Consider the following 14,331-nt stretch of genomic DNA (forward strand, 5'->3'; position numbering starts at 1 on the left):
TCCAAAACCAACATCCCGATCTCGCCGCCTGAAAATCCAGCCGGCTGCTTAAACCATCGAAATGAGGGGTCCCTTTTAGACGCCGATCACCCCGCTAACGGGGTCCTTTTTGCACGCCGATCCACAGAAATCAGTGGAAATCCGCAGATATTGGGTACTGTTTCTCCGCACGATCTCTATGTGCCGATGGCGAAGCAGCTTCACGTCGCTGGGGCGCATGAACGTCTCGACCATGAATCGAATGAACCGCTGCAATTCCGGTCCAACCGTCTGTGACCGAACCTTGGTCTTCGCTTTTTCATGATCCCGGCAGGCTTGCAAAAGACGGTCATATTCCGTCTCGGAGAACCACCCTCGCGTTCGATGCTTCAAGCTGATTTCCGGCATCATTGGCACATGGCCCAACACACCGGCACGAACAGCCGTCTTCAACGTTTTGCTGACCATAACCATGATGCGCTTGATGGACGTGGATTTCAATTCGAGGTCGGTGAGGTCGTCCACCACCTCCTGCATCCGCAGATAATCCACTTTGCGAATATCAACGGCCCCAATCCGCTCCGTCAGATATTTCTTCAAAATCCATTCGCTGTCCTTGACCAGCGTAGCCGCCCGTTCGCCGCGCTGAACCTTTTTCCGGTCAGCCTCAATCGTATCGAGCGCAAACCGTCGGAAGCTGTAGTCGATCTTCTCTTTCGGTTTCCGATATCCCAGCTTTGTGGCGATAGCCTCAACCTGTTGACGGGCATCATGAACGTCGTTCGTTTTTAATGACCGGGTGATCTGCCTACCATTCTTCCGATACCGTGCATAATAATTGGGAGAGCCAACCACTCCGGTCAGCGAAACAGGGCCAATCCGCTCAACGTGCATGGCGTAAATCCTCCACGCGAAGCCGAACGACGATATTTTTCACCGTCTGCGCCGTGAACCGCCCACCTTTGGCTGCATGGATACCGGCCATATTCAATTGCTCTGCAATGGCAGTGAACGACCAGCCTTGCCGTGCCAGCGGCATTAATATCGGTTCGACAGAGCGGGCATAATCCAACGCCTGCTGACAATGCCGTTCCTTCAATGCAGCCGCATTCTTACCGAGGATAACACCCTGCTTCTTAGCTTCGGCCAACGCACTACGGGTCCGTTCGGAAATCAGCCGTCGCTCTTCCTGCGCCAGCGCTGCAAATATATGCAATTGGAAATCACTGGCATGGGGCATCTCGGCAACGACCAGACCAATCCCCTGCTCCATGATGCCAGCGATGAAGCTCACTTTCCGTGAGAACCGATCCAGCTTCGCGATCAGGATTTTGGCGTCATGCTTTTTAGCGTGGGCTATCGCCTTCCAAAGCTGTTCGCGAGTGTCAGACTTTCCTGACTGCACCTCTACAAACTCGGCAATCACCTCGTCGCCATCGGAGAGGAATGTCTCGATCTTTGTCTGCTGGGCGGCAAGACCTAAGCCCGATCGCCCTTGGCTCGCGGTCGATACTCGATAATAGGCAACATAGCGGTTCACATCCCGGCTCCGTCCATAATAAACCTTGGTTTGTCGTGGACGTGCTCCCGCCATCAGAACGGATGGACAACGGACATTCACAGGATGGAGGATCATCGGCACCGAACCTCCATCGGAACAAGATTGCGATTTGCTAGCCGCTCTTGAACTATTTCCTTTTCGAAAAGGACCGCCCGTTGAAACGGCGTCATGTCCAACAGCGCCAACAGCTCTGCCCTAATTTTCCTCTGCCGAACTACCTCCCGCATGTCAGCAGCCCTCCGTCGAAAAAGCATCCTTTCCGCCAATGGCTGCAAATTCTGATTTTGACGGGTTCTGAACACCGATACTCGCCTGCGGCGATCCGACACCCAGCTCGCAGCCAACATCCTGTAGAAGCGCCCTTTTCAGATGCTCATCGATCTTCCGAAACTGATCGATCCGGGAAAATGCATGCTGACCGATCTTCAACACATATTCATAGAGCAGCTCATTTAAAACCAACGATCTGGACCGGCCGTGCAAACGGCATAGACGATCGAATGTGTGCAACATCGCTGTCGGCACGTTGAAATTTATAAGTGTTTTTTCGATTTTCATAAAACCTCCTTTCTATATTATTATATTACATCCTTCGGATGGTGCTTCGCACTTTTAAATTTATAATGTTATTAGTATTTGTGGATATTCTGTAGAATGTATTTGATGTCTTTTAGACATGACCTTTTAATCAAGGTCCGAACTAATTTCGAACCAAGCTGGCAGAGGTGACAAAGGCAAAAGTGGTTGAAGGGGTTTAGACCCAACAATCAATCCAGATGGCAGTTGGTCCAGTCGAACGACATATCGTATTCGACCTTGCTGCGAAATTTGCTGATGTAGTTGCTCCAACCCTCATCACAGGAGGATTGGATATCGATCTGGTCATATCCCCATGGTGTCCGCAGCCAGCAGGTGCGGATCATGGCCGGAAACTCGAAATGAAGCTCCGGTCGGGGACAGTCGATAATCGCATGATAGTGATAGCGGATCGAATCTCCACCCTCAGACACGGGCATAACTTGCACCCGCTTGCCATGCCGTTCCGCAGCATGACCGTAAACCTGTTTATTGAGCAGGTTCATGAAGTGTCGGAAATTCTTCTCAGCTTCATATCTATCGATTCGCTGGAATTGTCCTTGCATCCCAGCGGACCCGTTAATCCCCTGCCGAAGGGTCAAGGTTACGGCAAAGGGGTCGGCAAATTGCTCGATCCTGACGAGATCGTGAAATGCCTGACGATATGCAATTTGATCTTGATATGTTCTCATGCAGACGTGTGGGACCGTGAAAGGGTGTTGAGTGTATTTAGGGATGTGGTGGGGGTGGGTGTGCAGTCGATAAAGACGATCTGCTTATTTAATATACCCGACAGCTTGAATCGCACCAATAGGGGATCAGCAATTTTCCGCAGAAATGTGCGGATCACCGGCAATTATGCCCGATGAAAGTGGATCATAGCGAAATCACGACGCTAACCGTGTAAGTCATTGATTTTAGGTGGTTTTCTGGTGCCGCTTACAGGACTCGAACCTGTGACCCCCGCATTACGAATGCGATGCTCTACCAACTGAGCTAAAGCGGCGTTGCGGCGGGCAGATAACAGCGGTTGGGCGTCAGGACAAGCGGGCAAATGCATTGCCGCCCGTTCTTTTGCGTCCAAAGCGGTCGCGGCCTCCTGCTTTTCCTCAAATTTACGGCAAGTTTACCATCCGGTGCCAATGTGGAGTCCAAAGACTGTTTTCACACGTACAAACACGCTGATTTAGGACCGACCGAATGGACACTCTGCGGGGGCATGACGTCGCCAACGACCATGATGATTTCGATTATGGCGATGATGCCACGTTCGAAACACCACCCACAGTCGTGTCCGAAGAACGACGTATGCAGGTGCGCGCCTATAATTATTGGGCGTCGCTGCTGGGTGATCGGTCGCTGCCATCGATCGAGGATTTGTCGCCCGACGAATTGGAGGATTTCGGCCCGCATAGTGTGCTGCTGGATTTCAGCACCGGTCTCGACAATCCCGCCATCGTCTATCTGGGTGCGGCGCTGCGCCAGGAATGCGATATTTCCAGCACGATCGAGTATATTAACGACGTGCCCGCCCGGTCGCTGCTGTCGCGCCTGACGGACCATTATCTTCAGATCGTTGCGAACGCCGCACCCATCGGATTCGAGGCTGAGTTCGTTAACCAGCGCAGCGCGGAAATCCTGTATCGCGGGATATTGATGCCCTTTTCTTCCGACGACGAGACGATCGATTTCGTGTTCGGCGTCATCAACTGGAAGGAGCTGGCCAACCGCGACGTAACAGACGCGCTGGAGGCCGAGATCGGTGAAGCCCTGCGCACCGCACCAGTGGACCGAACGGCCACGCCCGTCTGGGCCGATGGTCCTGCGACATCGCAGTACATAAGTTCAACGGATCGCGTTTCCTCCCCCCATGAAGATACGCTGGACCTGAGCGGCATGGAAAGTCCCGACGATGACGCATCGCTGGCGGACTGGCTGGCGCTGGCGCGCGATGGCGCGGAACAGGTCAGGGCGAGCGAAGCGCGCAGCCATGCCGCGCTTTATCGCGCCATCGGGCTTGCCTACGACTTCGCGCTGGTTGCTCAAGCCCGGCCTGATGATTATGCGCATCTGCTCGCCGATTGCGGGATCAAGGCGCAGGTGCGCAGTCCGATGACCGCCATCATCAAGCTGGTTTTCGGCGCGACATATGACAAGACCCGGATCACGGAATATGCCACGGCGCTGGACCATGGGCGCGCTGTGGGCATGGCCCTGGGATCGCTGGCCGACTATCTTTCCAGCTACACAGGTGGCCTAAAGGCGCTGGTGCGCGACGCGCGCATGGCGCGCCGGGCGCACGCTCCCGCCCGTCCAGACCGGCGCCAAGATGCACGCGACGCAATGAAGGTCGCCGCCAAATTCGATCATATGGCCATTGCTACTGATGAGGATGGCCTGGCCATCGTCGTCGCTCGGCGGGAGGCCGACGGTACATTGGCGCTGGTCGGCGCGTTACCGCAGGGGACGGACCTCGGCCAGCGAGTGATCGTGGCGGCTCACGCTCTCAAGCAGAAATAGACGCAAAAAAGCGGGGCTTTCGGTACAAGAGGCAAGCGCGGTCGCCATTTGCCTGTCGACATTGCCGTCATGCCGTCCGATAGTCGAACCGCTGCCCCGGTCATGATACGCCGTGCTGCGACGCGTCATATTATTACAAGTTTGGGAAACTTTATTTCTAACCAAGGCTTGAGGCGATCGACGGCCGGGGGCATATAGTCCACCCAAAGCCGAGGAGTCGCAGGACGACGATCCAGCGCCTCCTTCGTTTAAGACCCACAGGCGGGGCTTACCCGCGACACGAGGTGTGTGCATGACGGCGCTGGCAGACGCGAAGAACAAGCAGGTCGAACCCTTCATTCGTGAGGCGCTGGAAACCGCGCTGGCGCGCAACGCGCTACCCGGCGAGCGAGAGGGGCTGGATGAAGCGGCCCTGTCCGCTGCCGCCGCTTTCCTTGCTCGCACAGCCAATGGCCGCAAACCCGGTCAACCAGCGATCGTCACCGAAACGCTGGGGGAAGGCGCGAACGGCCGTTACATGCGGATTGCGCTGATTAACGATGACATGCCGTTTCTGGTCGATTCGATTGCCAACACTCTGGCCGCATCCGACATCACCATCCACCGCCTGCTGCATCCGGTCCTGTCCGTGACGCGCGCGGGGGACAGTGCGCTATCCGCCATATTGGATGACGACGCACCGGGCGCGCGGCGTGAATCGATGATCTATATCGAGGCCGATCGTGCCGATGCGAAGGCGCGCCGCGCGCTGGAAAAGGCGTTGCAGGATACGCTGGCCGACGTGCGCGCCGCCGTGGCCGACTGGGCCGCGATGCAGGCGGCGATGTCGGCGGACGCGGACGCGGTGCCGGACGAGGAAGGGGCGGCTTTGCTGCGCTGGTTCCTGGCGCGCCATTTTACCCAGACCGGCCATGAGATCGTGCAGCGTGACGGCAGCAGCAGCGCGCCGCTGGGCATCTGCACACGCCATGACCGGCCGCTGATCGCGCCAGCCTCGCTGGACGCTGCCTTCGACTGGTTCGAGGAAGGCAAGCGCACGCCGTTGATCATCAAGTCCAGCCGCATGTCGCGCGTGCATCGGCTGGTCCTGCTCGATCTCATCATCATTCCCGTGCGCACGGGCAAGGATGTGACCGCACTGTCGATCCATGCGGGCATGTGGACCAGCACCGGCCTGTCGGCGATGCCGGATAAAGTACCGCTGCTGCGATCCGCGCTGTCGGGCCTGATGGACAAGTTCGACTTCGATCCACAGGGTCATGCCGGCAAGACTTTGGTCCATGCGCTGACCACCCTGCCGCACGACATTTTGATCGGGTTCGATCGCGAAACGCTCGAACGTCTGGCGTTGACGTTCATGTCGTTGACCGATCGTCCCCGCCCTAAGCTGGTGATCGCCACCAGTGCGCTGGCACGGCATCTCTACGCCTTCGTCTGGTTGCCGCGCGATGAATTATCGACCGCGCGCCGCGTGGCCATACAGGATATGCTGTCGCAGGCTGCCAATGGCCCGGTGCTCAGCTGGTCGATCGCGCTGGAGGAGGGCGGGCTGGCGCTGTTGCGCATCACGCTCGACCTGCGCGATGGCGGCGTCGTGCCCGACGACGCGACACTGGACCGGCAATTGCGCCAGATGGTGCGTGGATGGGGTCCAGCGGTCGAGGAAGCGCTGGCGGAGACCGAGGACGCCGGACGCGCCGCCGCGCTGGCGCAGCGTTATGCGGGTGGCTTCCCGCTGGCCTACCGCAATGGTGCTGGCCCGGCCGAGGCAGCCATTGATATTCGCCTGATCCACGGCCTTTCGGGTCCGCACGACAAGTCAATCCGCATCTACCGCAATCCTGAAGACAGCGGCGAGCGGCTGCGCCTGAAGCTCTACAGCCATGTGCCGATCGCCCTGTCCGAAGTCGTGCCGGTGTTCGAGAATTTCGGATTCCGCGTGATCGAGGAAATGACCACCGCGATCGAGAGCGGCGCGTTGGGGCATGTCCAGCGCTTCGTGCTGGAACTGCCCGTGGGCGGTGATGCGCAGGCCGTCGTGTCGCGCGCGGAAACCGTGACCGAAGCCGTCGCGCAGGTGGTGGAAGGGCGCGCTGAAAACGACCGTTTCAACGAACTGATCGTGACCGCTGGCCTTGCCCCCCGATCGGTCGTGTTGTTCCGCGCCCTGTTCCGCTATCTGCGCCAGACTGGCATGGCCTATGGCATGGCGACCTTTGCCGAAACGCTGGCCCACGCGCAGGATGTTTCCAACAATCTGATCGACCTGTTCGAGGCGCTGCACAATCCCGATGCCGTCGATGCACAGGGCCGGATCGACACCGCTCAGGCCGCGATCGACGCGGGGCTGGAGCAGGTGACGGCGATCGACGAAGACCGCGTGCTGCGCCTGTTGCGCGCCGTCATCGTGGCGACGTTGCGCACCAATTTCTACAGCCCGGCAGCGGACGAGGCGCTGGCCTTCAAGCTCGACAGCGCGCTCATTCCCGGCCTGCCCGCGCCGCTGCCATGGCGCGAAATCTGGGTCTATTCCCCACGGGTGGAAGGCATCCATCTGCGCGCCGGCCCAGTGGCGCGCGGCGGGCTGCGCTGGTCCGATCGACGCGACGATTTCCGCACCGAAGTGCTGGGCCTGATGAAGGCGCAGCGGGTCAAGAACGCCGTCATCGTGCCGACTGGCGCGAAGGGTGGTTTCTATCCCAAGCAATTGCCCAATCCGCAGACCGACCGCGACGCATGGTTTGCCGAAGGCACCGAAAGTTATCGCATCTTCATCCGTTCGCTGCTGTCGATCACTGACAATATCGTCAAGGACGCGGTGACGCATCCGGGCAAGGTCGTCGTGCGCGATGGCGACGATCCCTATTTCGTGGTCGCAGCCGATAAGGGCACTGCGACGTTCAGCGACGTTGCCAATGCAATCGCGCTGGAACGCAATTTCTGGCTGGGCGATGCCTTCGCCAGCGGCGGGTCCAACGGATATGACCATAAGGCGATGGGCATCACCGCGCGCGGTGCATGGATTTCGGTCCAGCGCCACTTCGCCGAAATGGGCGTCGATGTGCAGAGCGAACCGGTGAGCGTCGTGGGTTGTGGCGACATGTCGGGCGACGTGTTCGGCAACGGCATGCTGCTCAGCAAGGCGATCAGGCTGGTCGCCGCGTTCGACCACCGCCATATCTTTTTCGACCCCACGCCCGATCCTGCTGCAAGCTGGGAAGAGCGCAATCGCCTGTTCGCATTGCCCCGGTCGAGTTGGGACGATTATGACAAGGCGCTGATTTCCAGTGGGGGCGGCGTGTTTTCCCGTGCGATGAAGCGCATTCCCCTGTCGCCCGAAATGCAGTCCGTGCTGGACGTGACTGACAGCGAGATGGAGCCGACCGCGCTCATCTCCGCCATTCTCAAGGCACCCGCCGACCTGCTGTGGTTCGGCGGCATCGGCACTTATGTAAAGGCGGCGGCGCAAAGCCAGAGCGATGTCGGCGATCCTGCCAACGACCGGTTGCGGATCAACGCCGAACAGTTGCGCGTCAAGGTGATCGGCGAAGGCGCAAATCTGGGGACGACGCAGGCGGGGCGCATCGCCTTTGCCCTGCACGGCGGGCGGATCAATACCGACTTCATCGACAATTCGGCCGGCGTCGATTGTTCGGATAATGAGGTCAATATCAAGATCGCATTGAACAAGGAAATGGCCGAGGGACGCCTGCCGTTCGACGCCCGCAACGCGTTGCTGGAAAGTATGACGGATGCGGTGGGCGATATCGTGCTGGAGGATAACCGGCTTCAGGCGCTGGGGCTGTCCATCGCCGAAAGCGGCGGCGCGGCCGATCTGGCCAGCTATGTCCGGCTGATCGAAACCTTCGAAGAAACCGGACGGCTGGACCGGCAGGTCGAGGGGCTGCCCGCCAACGATCAGTTGCTGCGGCGCGGACAGGATGGTCAGGGCTTTACCCGGCCCGAACTGGCCGTGCTGCTGTCGACAGCCAAATTGTCGTTGCAGGACGCGATCGAACATGGCGATCTGGCGACGGACGCCAGCATGGAGGCCGAACTGCTCGCCGCCTTCCCACCTGCGATGCAGGAAAAGGAGGCGGACGCCATCGCCGCCCATGCCCTGCGCAAGGAAATCATCGCCACGAAGGTCGCCAACCGGATCGTTAACCGGCTTGGTATCATCCACCCCTTCGAACTGGTGGAGGAAGAAGGCTGCGCCCTGTCCGACATGGCCAGCGCGTTCCTGGTCGCCGAACGGCTGTATGATATCCGCTCGCTCTGGGATGATATAGACGCGGCCGACATGTCGGAAGATGCCCGGCTTGCCCTGTTCAACGACATCGCCACCGGGATGCGCGCGCAGATTGCCGACATATTGCGCGCCGTGCCTGCCGGGACGTTGCCGGGCGAGGCCTGCGCATTGCTGGCCAGCGGCGTAGGCAAGCTGGCGGGGCAGGTCGATGATCTGCTGACGACTGAGGCGCAGAGGCGCAGCAACGCCGTGACAGACCGCCTGCTGGGTCTGGGTGCGCCAGAAACGCTGGCGCTGCGCACGGCGGGTCTGTTCAAGCTGGATGGTGCAGTGGGCATTGCCGCGCTGGCCGACCGGTTGAAGGTGGAGGAAGTCGCGCTGACCCGCGCCTTCACCCATTTGGGCGAAGCGGTTGGCATCGACTGGGTGCAGTCCGCCGCCGCGCGGATGCAGCCGACCGACCCGTGGGAGCGGTTGCTCATATCGGGCGTGGCTCGGGACATGCAACAGGTGCGGCTCGATTTCCTGGCGCATTGCAGCCGGAATGACGGCGGCAAGGACATCGCCACCCATATCGAAAACTGGCTGGTGCAACGCGGCGCACGCATCCGCCAGTTTCGCACGCTAGTGCAGCGGGCCAAGGCGGCGGCAGCGCCCAATGTTGCTATGTTGGCGGAGATTGCGGGGCAGGCACGCGGATTGCTGGGGCGTTAGGCCATGGCTAATTTGCAAGTCCGGTCGCGGCAGGAAGAGCAAATGGATGCGGCCGACCTCGACTCCGCAATTTACGCGCAGGTTTTGCACGATCTGGCACGCGTCAATCGCTGGACCTTCACCGCCCGGCCGACCATTGCGTTTCTGAACCGCGCGATCGGGTCGGCCAGGCGGTTCAGCCTGCTGGACGTTGGCTTTGGCGATGGCGACATATTGCGCGTCGTGGCGCGGTGGGCGCGCATGCGCGGGATCGATGCGCAACTGGTCGGGGTCGATCTTAACGAAAACAGCCTCGCCGCCGCCCGCGCGGCGACTCCGGCGGACTTGTGCATAGACTATCGCGCCGGGGACTATCGCGATCAGCCCGAAACGTTCGACTTCATCGTTTCCAGTCAGGTGACGCACCATATGACGGACGGTCAGCTCATGACCTTTCTGCGCCATATGGAGGCGCGGGCGCGCTTGGGCTGGCTGATCTGCGACCTGCATCGCCACGGCTTTGCCTATTGGGGCTATCCGCTTCTGGCCCGCCTTCTGCTGGTCCATCGGATCGTGCGCGAGGATGGGCAATTGTCGATCGCGCGATCCTTCCGTCCCGACGACTGGCGCGCCCTACTTCCGCAAGCGGGGCTGTCAGTTGATGACGTGCGGATCGTGCGACGCTTCGCTTTTCGTTTGTGCGTGGAGCGGCTGCGCTAAATATGGTTTAGTGGCACTGCAATAACTGACCCGACCCGGCTGGAATTTTTCCTGCCAAAGACGCGATAGTCACAAGCCAGTCATCGAACTGGCATGAGGTTGTTACATCGCGCGGCCATGGGCACAGTCTATGACGCGCACGGATCCACTGGTCAGCTTCGACATTCGCCAGCGTGCGGACGGTTCAGATCGCCGCATCATGCTGTTCGTCAAAGGCTTTGGTCCGGGCGGGGTAGAGCGGATTGCCCTGCGTCTCGCTGACGGCTTGAGAACGGCCGGGCTGCCTATTGACCTGGTGGCTGGATCGGAATTTGGGCCGATGGAGCCGCCATCGGGACAGTATCACGTCGCGCGGGTCTGGCCTGCTATCGGGTCGCGTGCGCCTATCGTGCGCCTTACTGTGTCGCTCTGGCGTCAGATACGCAGCTCGCCGCCGACCATATTATTCTGTCCCGGCAATGCCTATACGGTCATCCCCGTTCTGCTGAAGCTGGCGCTGGGTAACACCTGCCCGCCGATCGTCGCGAAGATCAGCAATGATTTGCAGCGTCATGATCTGCCGCCAATGATTCGCCCGCTCTATCGTCTTTGGCTGCGTTTGCAGGGGCGGGCGATCGATCATTTTGCGGTGCTGTCCACGCCCATGGCCTCCGAAGTCATGACATTGATGCGAGTTCCCCCGCATCGCGTGCATGTCATGCCCAATCCGGTGCTGGATGCTGCCGACTTCGAGCCGGATAGGCGTGAGCGTCAGCCCACCACAGGGCGGCGCTTTGTTGCGGTGGGGCGACTGGAGCGGCAGAAGGACTATCCCGCCATGCTGCGCGCGTTCGCACGCGGTGCGTGGCCTGACGACCATCTGACCATTTTCGGCGAAGGTAGCGAGCGTGGTGCGCTGCTTGCTCTGATCGCTGCGCTCGGCTTAGCGGATCGGGTCGATCTGCCGGGACATTGCTGCAATGTCCGTGCGCGGCTGCGCGATTATGACGTGCTGCTGCTCTCGTCCCTTTACGAAGGGCTGCCTGGGGCCGTGGTCGAAGCGCTATCGGTCGGTCTCGTGATCGTTGCGACACGCTGCTGCGTGGGAATCGCGGATATGCTCGACCATGGCGGGCTTGGCACGCTGGTCGCCTGCGGCGACGTTCAAGGTTTCGCGCAGGCGATAGCGCAGGTCGATCCTGTCCGGCAGGACCGCGCCAGAGCAAGGGCGAAGGTGCGCGATTGCACTATAGAGGCGGCGGTTCCGGCCTATGTCGCGCTCTTTGCGACCGTAATTGCCGATCGGCAGGCGCGCGAAGCCAAGATGCGCAAGACATCCTCATTTCTTCGTTCAGGGAGCAGTGTGAAGCCGGCATGAGCAGCGTGGATATCGCCCCGACCCATCCTATCGATACGGCGCTTCCGCAATGGAAGGCGCCTGCCGTGCGCGAACGGCTGTTGCCCGCGCCGCTGGTGGCGTCTGGTCGCAACTGGACGGCATGGTTTGGCCCCGTCATTTCGTTCGCGCTGCTGGCCGTCGTGTTCGTGCAACTGGGCAGCGTGGATTTTACGTCGTTGCTGGCTCTCGTGCCCAAGACAGTGATGTTTTGGAGCGTCTTCGTCCTGACCTACAGTCTGACGCCACTGTTCGACTGGTTCATCTTCCATCGGCTCTGGTCGATCCCGGCGGGCGGACTGGCGGCGTTGTTCCGCAAGCGGCTGAGCAACGAACTGCTGTTGGGCTATGTCGGCGACGTCTATTTCTACGCCTGGGCGCGCAGCCATGTGCGCATGGCGGGGTCGCCCTTTGGCGCGGTCAAGGATTCGGCTATTTTGTCGGGCATCATGGGCAATGTCGTGACGCTGGCGATGCTGGCTCTGACCTTTCCATTGCTCTCGTCCCTGCGGCTGGCGATCAACGGGCAGACGCTGGGCATTTCACTGGCCATATTGGTGTTGGCGTCGCTGATCCCCATGCTGTTGGGGCGGCGTATATTCAGTCTGCCTGCGCGGGAACGGCGGATGGTGGCGTCGGTGCATTTCGTGCGCATCTTCACCAACCTGCTGCTATATGCATGGCTGTGGCATCTGATGCTGCCCGACGTGGCGCTGAGCTGGTGGGTGATGCTGTCGACCGTCCGGCTGGTACTGTCGCGTTTGCCGCTGGTGCCCAACAAGGATGTCCTGTTTGCAGGCGTCGCCACTTTCCTGGTCGGGCGGGAAGGGGAGATTGCCGAAATTCTGGCCCTGCTCGCCAGCCTGTTGCTGGCCACGCACTTGCTGGTTGGGCTGCTGCTGGGTGCGAGCGGCGTCATTCGGCGGCGGATGGCGTTGTGATTGCGCCGGTCATCCTGTCGGCGACGCTGGCCTTGCTGTCGGGCGTCATCCCTCCCTCCACCCCCGCTTTGGGAAAGGCGGAGGCGCAGTGCCGTAGCAACGAAAGCGGCCCGGCCTTCCTGATCGACATCGTCGGGCTGAAGGACCGCAGCGGTCTGTTGAAGCTGGAAGTCTATCCCGCCAACGATCGTGATTTCCTGCAGGACGACAATATCCTGATTGCGCAGGGCAAGGCGTTCCGGCGCGTCGAAGTGCCCGTGCCATCGGGCGACCCGGTGAGCTTATGCGTGCGCTTGCCGGGGCCGGGCCGCTACGCCGTCAGCGTGCTGCATGATCGGGACGGCAATCACAGGTTCGGCCTGTCGGTCGATGGCGTTGGCTTTGGGAGCAACCCGAAGCTGGGCATGGGCAAGCCCAGGGCCAGCGAGGCGGCGATCGTCGCGGGTGCCAGCGTGACGCGGGAGCAGATCGTCATGAATTATCGCCGGGGGCTTTTGTCCTTCGGCCCTGTGTCGGCAAGGCGGTAGAGATCATGCGGATCGTCGATGTGTGCGCATTTTATTCGAACCGGGGCGGGGGCGTCAAAACCTATGTCCGGCACAAGATGCTGGCGGGGCCAAAGCAGGGTCATGAAGTCATCATCCTGGCCCCGGCGGCGGAGGCGGGGGTGGAAATCATCAACGATCATGCCCGTATCGAATTTGTCCGCGCGCGTCGTTTCCCGCTCGATGGGCGCTATCACTATTTTCACGACGAACCGGCTTTGCATGCGCGGCTGGATTCGCTGCGGCCGGATCTGGTCGAGGCATCGACGCCCTGGGCCAGCGCGACGATGGTCGCCAACTGGCGCGGCAGCGCGCCACGCAGCCTTATCATGCATGCCGATCCGCTGGGCAATTATGCCTATCGCTGGTTTCGGGGACTTGCCCCGCGCCCGGTGATCGATCGCGGCTTCGACTGGTTCTGGCGCCATCTGCACCGCATGGACGCGCGGTTCGACCATATCGTGTGCGCCAGCGACGATCTGGCCGCCCGGCTGAAGGCAGGCGGGCTGCGTCGTGTCGTGACGAACCATATGGGTGTGCAGCCCGGCATTTTTTCGCCCGCCCGGCGTGACGCCGATCTGCGTGCGCAGCTTCTGGCCTCCTGCGGCCTTCCTGAAGACGCAGTGCTGTTATTGGGCGCTGGTCGGCATGCGCCGGAAAAGCGGTGGCCTATGATTATCGAGGCCGCCACGGCCAGTGGTTTTGCCCGTCCGGTCGGGCTGGTCATTGCGGGCGATGGTCGGGCGCGGGCCAGTGTGCAGCGTGCGGCGGCTGGCAATCCACATGTCCGGTTGATCGCGCCCGTCACCGATCGAGCGGCCTTCGCAACTTTGCTCGCCAGTGCGGATGCTCTGGTCCATGGCAGTGAATCCGAGACATTCTGCATGATCGCAGCGGAAGCGCGGGCGAGCGGCGTGCCGATGTTCCTGCCTGATAGCGGCGCAGCGGCGGATCATCTGGTGCCTGGCGCAGGCTATCATTATGTTGCAGCCGATGGCGTGAGCCTGGTCGAGCGGCTGGACCGCTTCGTGTCGGACGGCCCTGACACGCACATGGTCAAGGCGCGCGCTGCTGCGATGGGCACGCGCACGATGGACACGCATTTCGCCGATCTGTTCGCCCTCTACGCAGCGCACGCGCAGCCAATGGCTGCGTGACAGGATGGCGTC

General features: G+C 60.7%; 12 protein-coding genes and 1 tRNA gene. 8 read left to right on the plus strand and 5 right to left on the minus strand.

All coding sequences use genetic code 11. The features are described from left to right. Positions 1-75 precede the first annotated feature (75 nt). The 4 genes from WA070_RS19375 to WA070_RS19390 form a co-directional block, all read right to left on the minus strand. Positions 76-873: a hypothetical protein gene (locus WA070_RS19375; protein ID WP_422635553.1), complete on the minus strand. Its 798-nt coding sequence runs from the start codon at positions 871-873 to the stop codon at positions 76-78. Next, positions 863-1,519: a recombinase family protein gene (locus tag WA070_RS19380; RefSeq protein ID WP_422635554.1), complete on the minus strand. Its 657-nt coding sequence runs from the start codon at positions 1,517-1,519 to the stop codon at positions 863-865. Before WA070_RS19380 ends, WA070_RS19375 begins: the two co-directional genes overlap by 11 nt. 249 nt (positions 1,520-1,768) lie before the next feature. Next, complete coding sequence (locus tag WA070_RS19385; protein ID WP_422635555.1) at positions 1,769-2,098, minus strand: hypothetical protein; 330 nt, start codon at positions 2,096-2,098, stop codon at positions 1,769-1,771. A gap of 209 nt (positions 2,099-2,307) precedes the next feature. Beyond that, positions 2,308-2,682: a rolling circle replication-associated protein gene (locus WA070_RS19390; RefSeq protein ID WP_422635657.1), complete on the minus strand. Its 375-nt coding sequence runs from the start codon at positions 2,680-2,682 to the stop codon at positions 2,308-2,310. Between WA070_RS19390 and WA070_RS19395 the strand changes: the two genes are divergently transcribed. Then, entirely contained in the window at positions 2,590-2,985 is a 396-nt protein-coding gene (locus tag WA070_RS19395; protein ID WP_422635664.1) for a hypothetical protein, read from the plus strand. The two genes, WA070_RS19390 and WA070_RS19395, sit on opposite strands and share 93 nt — an antisense overlap. 61 nt (positions 2,986-3,046) lie before the next feature. Here WA070_RS19395 and WA070_RS19400 read toward each other — a convergent pair. Then, a tRNA-Thr gene (locus tag WA070_RS19400) sits at positions 3,047-3,122 on the minus strand. Between the two features lie 194 nt (positions 3,123-3,316). Here WA070_RS19400 and WA070_RS19405 point away from each other — a divergent pair. From WA070_RS19405 to WA070_RS19435, 7 genes are all read left to right on the plus strand, one after another. Then, positions 3,317-4,636 carry a PAS domain-containing protein gene (locus WA070_RS19405; protein WP_422635556.1) on the plus strand — a complete coding sequence of 440 codons (1,320 nt, stop codon included), beginning with the start codon at positions 3,317-3,319 and terminating at the stop codon, positions 4,634-4,636. Between the two features lie 292 nt (positions 4,637-4,928). Beyond that, positions 4,929-9,602, plus strand: coding sequence for an NAD-glutamate dehydrogenase (locus WA070_RS19410; RefSeq protein ID WP_422635557.1), 4,674 nt, complete (start codon positions 4,929-4,931; stop codon positions 9,600-9,602). A 3-nt stretch (positions 9,603-9,605) separates the two neighbouring features. After that, positions 9,606-10,301 carry a methyltransferase domain-containing protein gene (locus WA070_RS19415; protein WP_422635558.1) on the plus strand — a complete coding sequence of 232 codons (696 nt, stop codon included), beginning with the start codon at positions 9,606-9,608 and terminating at the stop codon, positions 10,299-10,301. Positions 10,302-10,431: 130 nt separating this feature from the next. Next, positions 10,432-11,658: a glycosyltransferase gene (locus WA070_RS19420; RefSeq protein WP_422635559.1), complete on the plus strand. Its 1,227-nt coding sequence runs from the start codon at positions 10,432-10,434 to the stop codon at positions 11,656-11,658. Beyond that, entirely contained in the window at positions 11,655-12,617 is a 963-nt protein-coding gene (locus tag WA070_RS19425) for a hypothetical protein (protein WP_422635560.1), read from the plus strand. The genes WA070_RS19420 and WA070_RS19425 overlap by 4 nt, the downstream gene beginning before the upstream one ends. Then, positions 12,617-13,144 carry a DUF2141 domain-containing protein gene (locus WA070_RS19430; RefSeq protein WP_422635658.1) on the plus strand — a complete coding sequence of 176 codons (528 nt, stop codon included), beginning with the start codon at positions 12,617-12,619 and terminating at the stop codon, positions 13,142-13,144. The genes WA070_RS19425 and WA070_RS19430 overlap by 1 nt, the downstream gene beginning before the upstream one ends. A gap of 5 nt (positions 13,145-13,149) precedes the next feature. Beyond that, on the plus strand, positions 13,150-14,319 hold the full coding sequence (locus WA070_RS19435; protein ID WP_422635561.1) for a glycosyltransferase: 1,170 nt from the start codon (positions 13,150-13,152) through the stop codon (positions 14,317-14,319). Positions 14,320-14,331: the final 12 nt, after the last annotated feature.

Source organism: Sphingobium sp., assembly GCF_049304695.1.
Taxonomy (GTDB): domain Bacteria; phylum Pseudomonadota; class Alphaproteobacteria; order Sphingomonadales; family Sphingomonadaceae; genus Sphingobium.

Excerpts from the sequence above, each read along its gene's own strand:
- WA070_RS19435 (WP_422635561.1), top strand. The coding sequence starts at position 13,150 with ATGCGGATCGTCGATGTGTGCGCATTTTATTCGAACCGGGGCGGGGGC.
- WA070_RS19415 (WP_422635558.1), top strand. The coding sequence starts at position 9,606 with ATGGCTAATTTGCAAGTCCGGTCGCGGCAGGAAGAGCAAATGGATGCG.
- WA070_RS19410 (WP_422635557.1), top strand. The coding sequence starts at position 4,929 with ATGACGGCGCTGGCAGACGCGAAGAACAAGCAGGTCGAACCCTTCATT.
- WA070_RS19390 (WP_422635657.1), bottom strand. The coding sequence starts at position 2,682 with ATGCAAGGACAATTCCAGCGAATCGATAGATATGAAGCTGAGAAGAAT.
- WA070_RS19425 (WP_422635560.1), top strand. The coding sequence starts at position 11,655 with ATGAGCAGCGTGGATATCGCCCCGACCCATCCTATCGATACGGCGCTT.
- WA070_RS19385 (WP_422635555.1), bottom strand. The coding sequence starts at position 2,098 with ATGAAAATCGAAAAAACACTTATAAATTTCAACGTGCCGACAGCGATG.
- WA070_RS19375 (WP_422635553.1), bottom strand. The coding sequence starts at position 873 with ATGCACGTTGAGCGGATTGGCCCTGTTTCGCTGACCGGAGTGGTTGGC.
- WA070_RS19395 (WP_422635664.1), top strand. The coding sequence starts at position 2,590 with ATGACCGTAAACCTGTTTATTGAGCAGGTTCATGAAGTGTCGGAAATT.
- WA070_RS19405 (WP_422635556.1), top strand. The coding sequence starts at position 3,317 with ATGGACACTCTGCGGGGGCATGACGTCGCCAACGACCATGATGATTTC.
- WA070_RS19420 (WP_422635559.1), top strand. The coding sequence starts at position 10,432 with ATGACGCGCACGGATCCACTGGTCAGCTTCGACATTCGCCAGCGTGCG.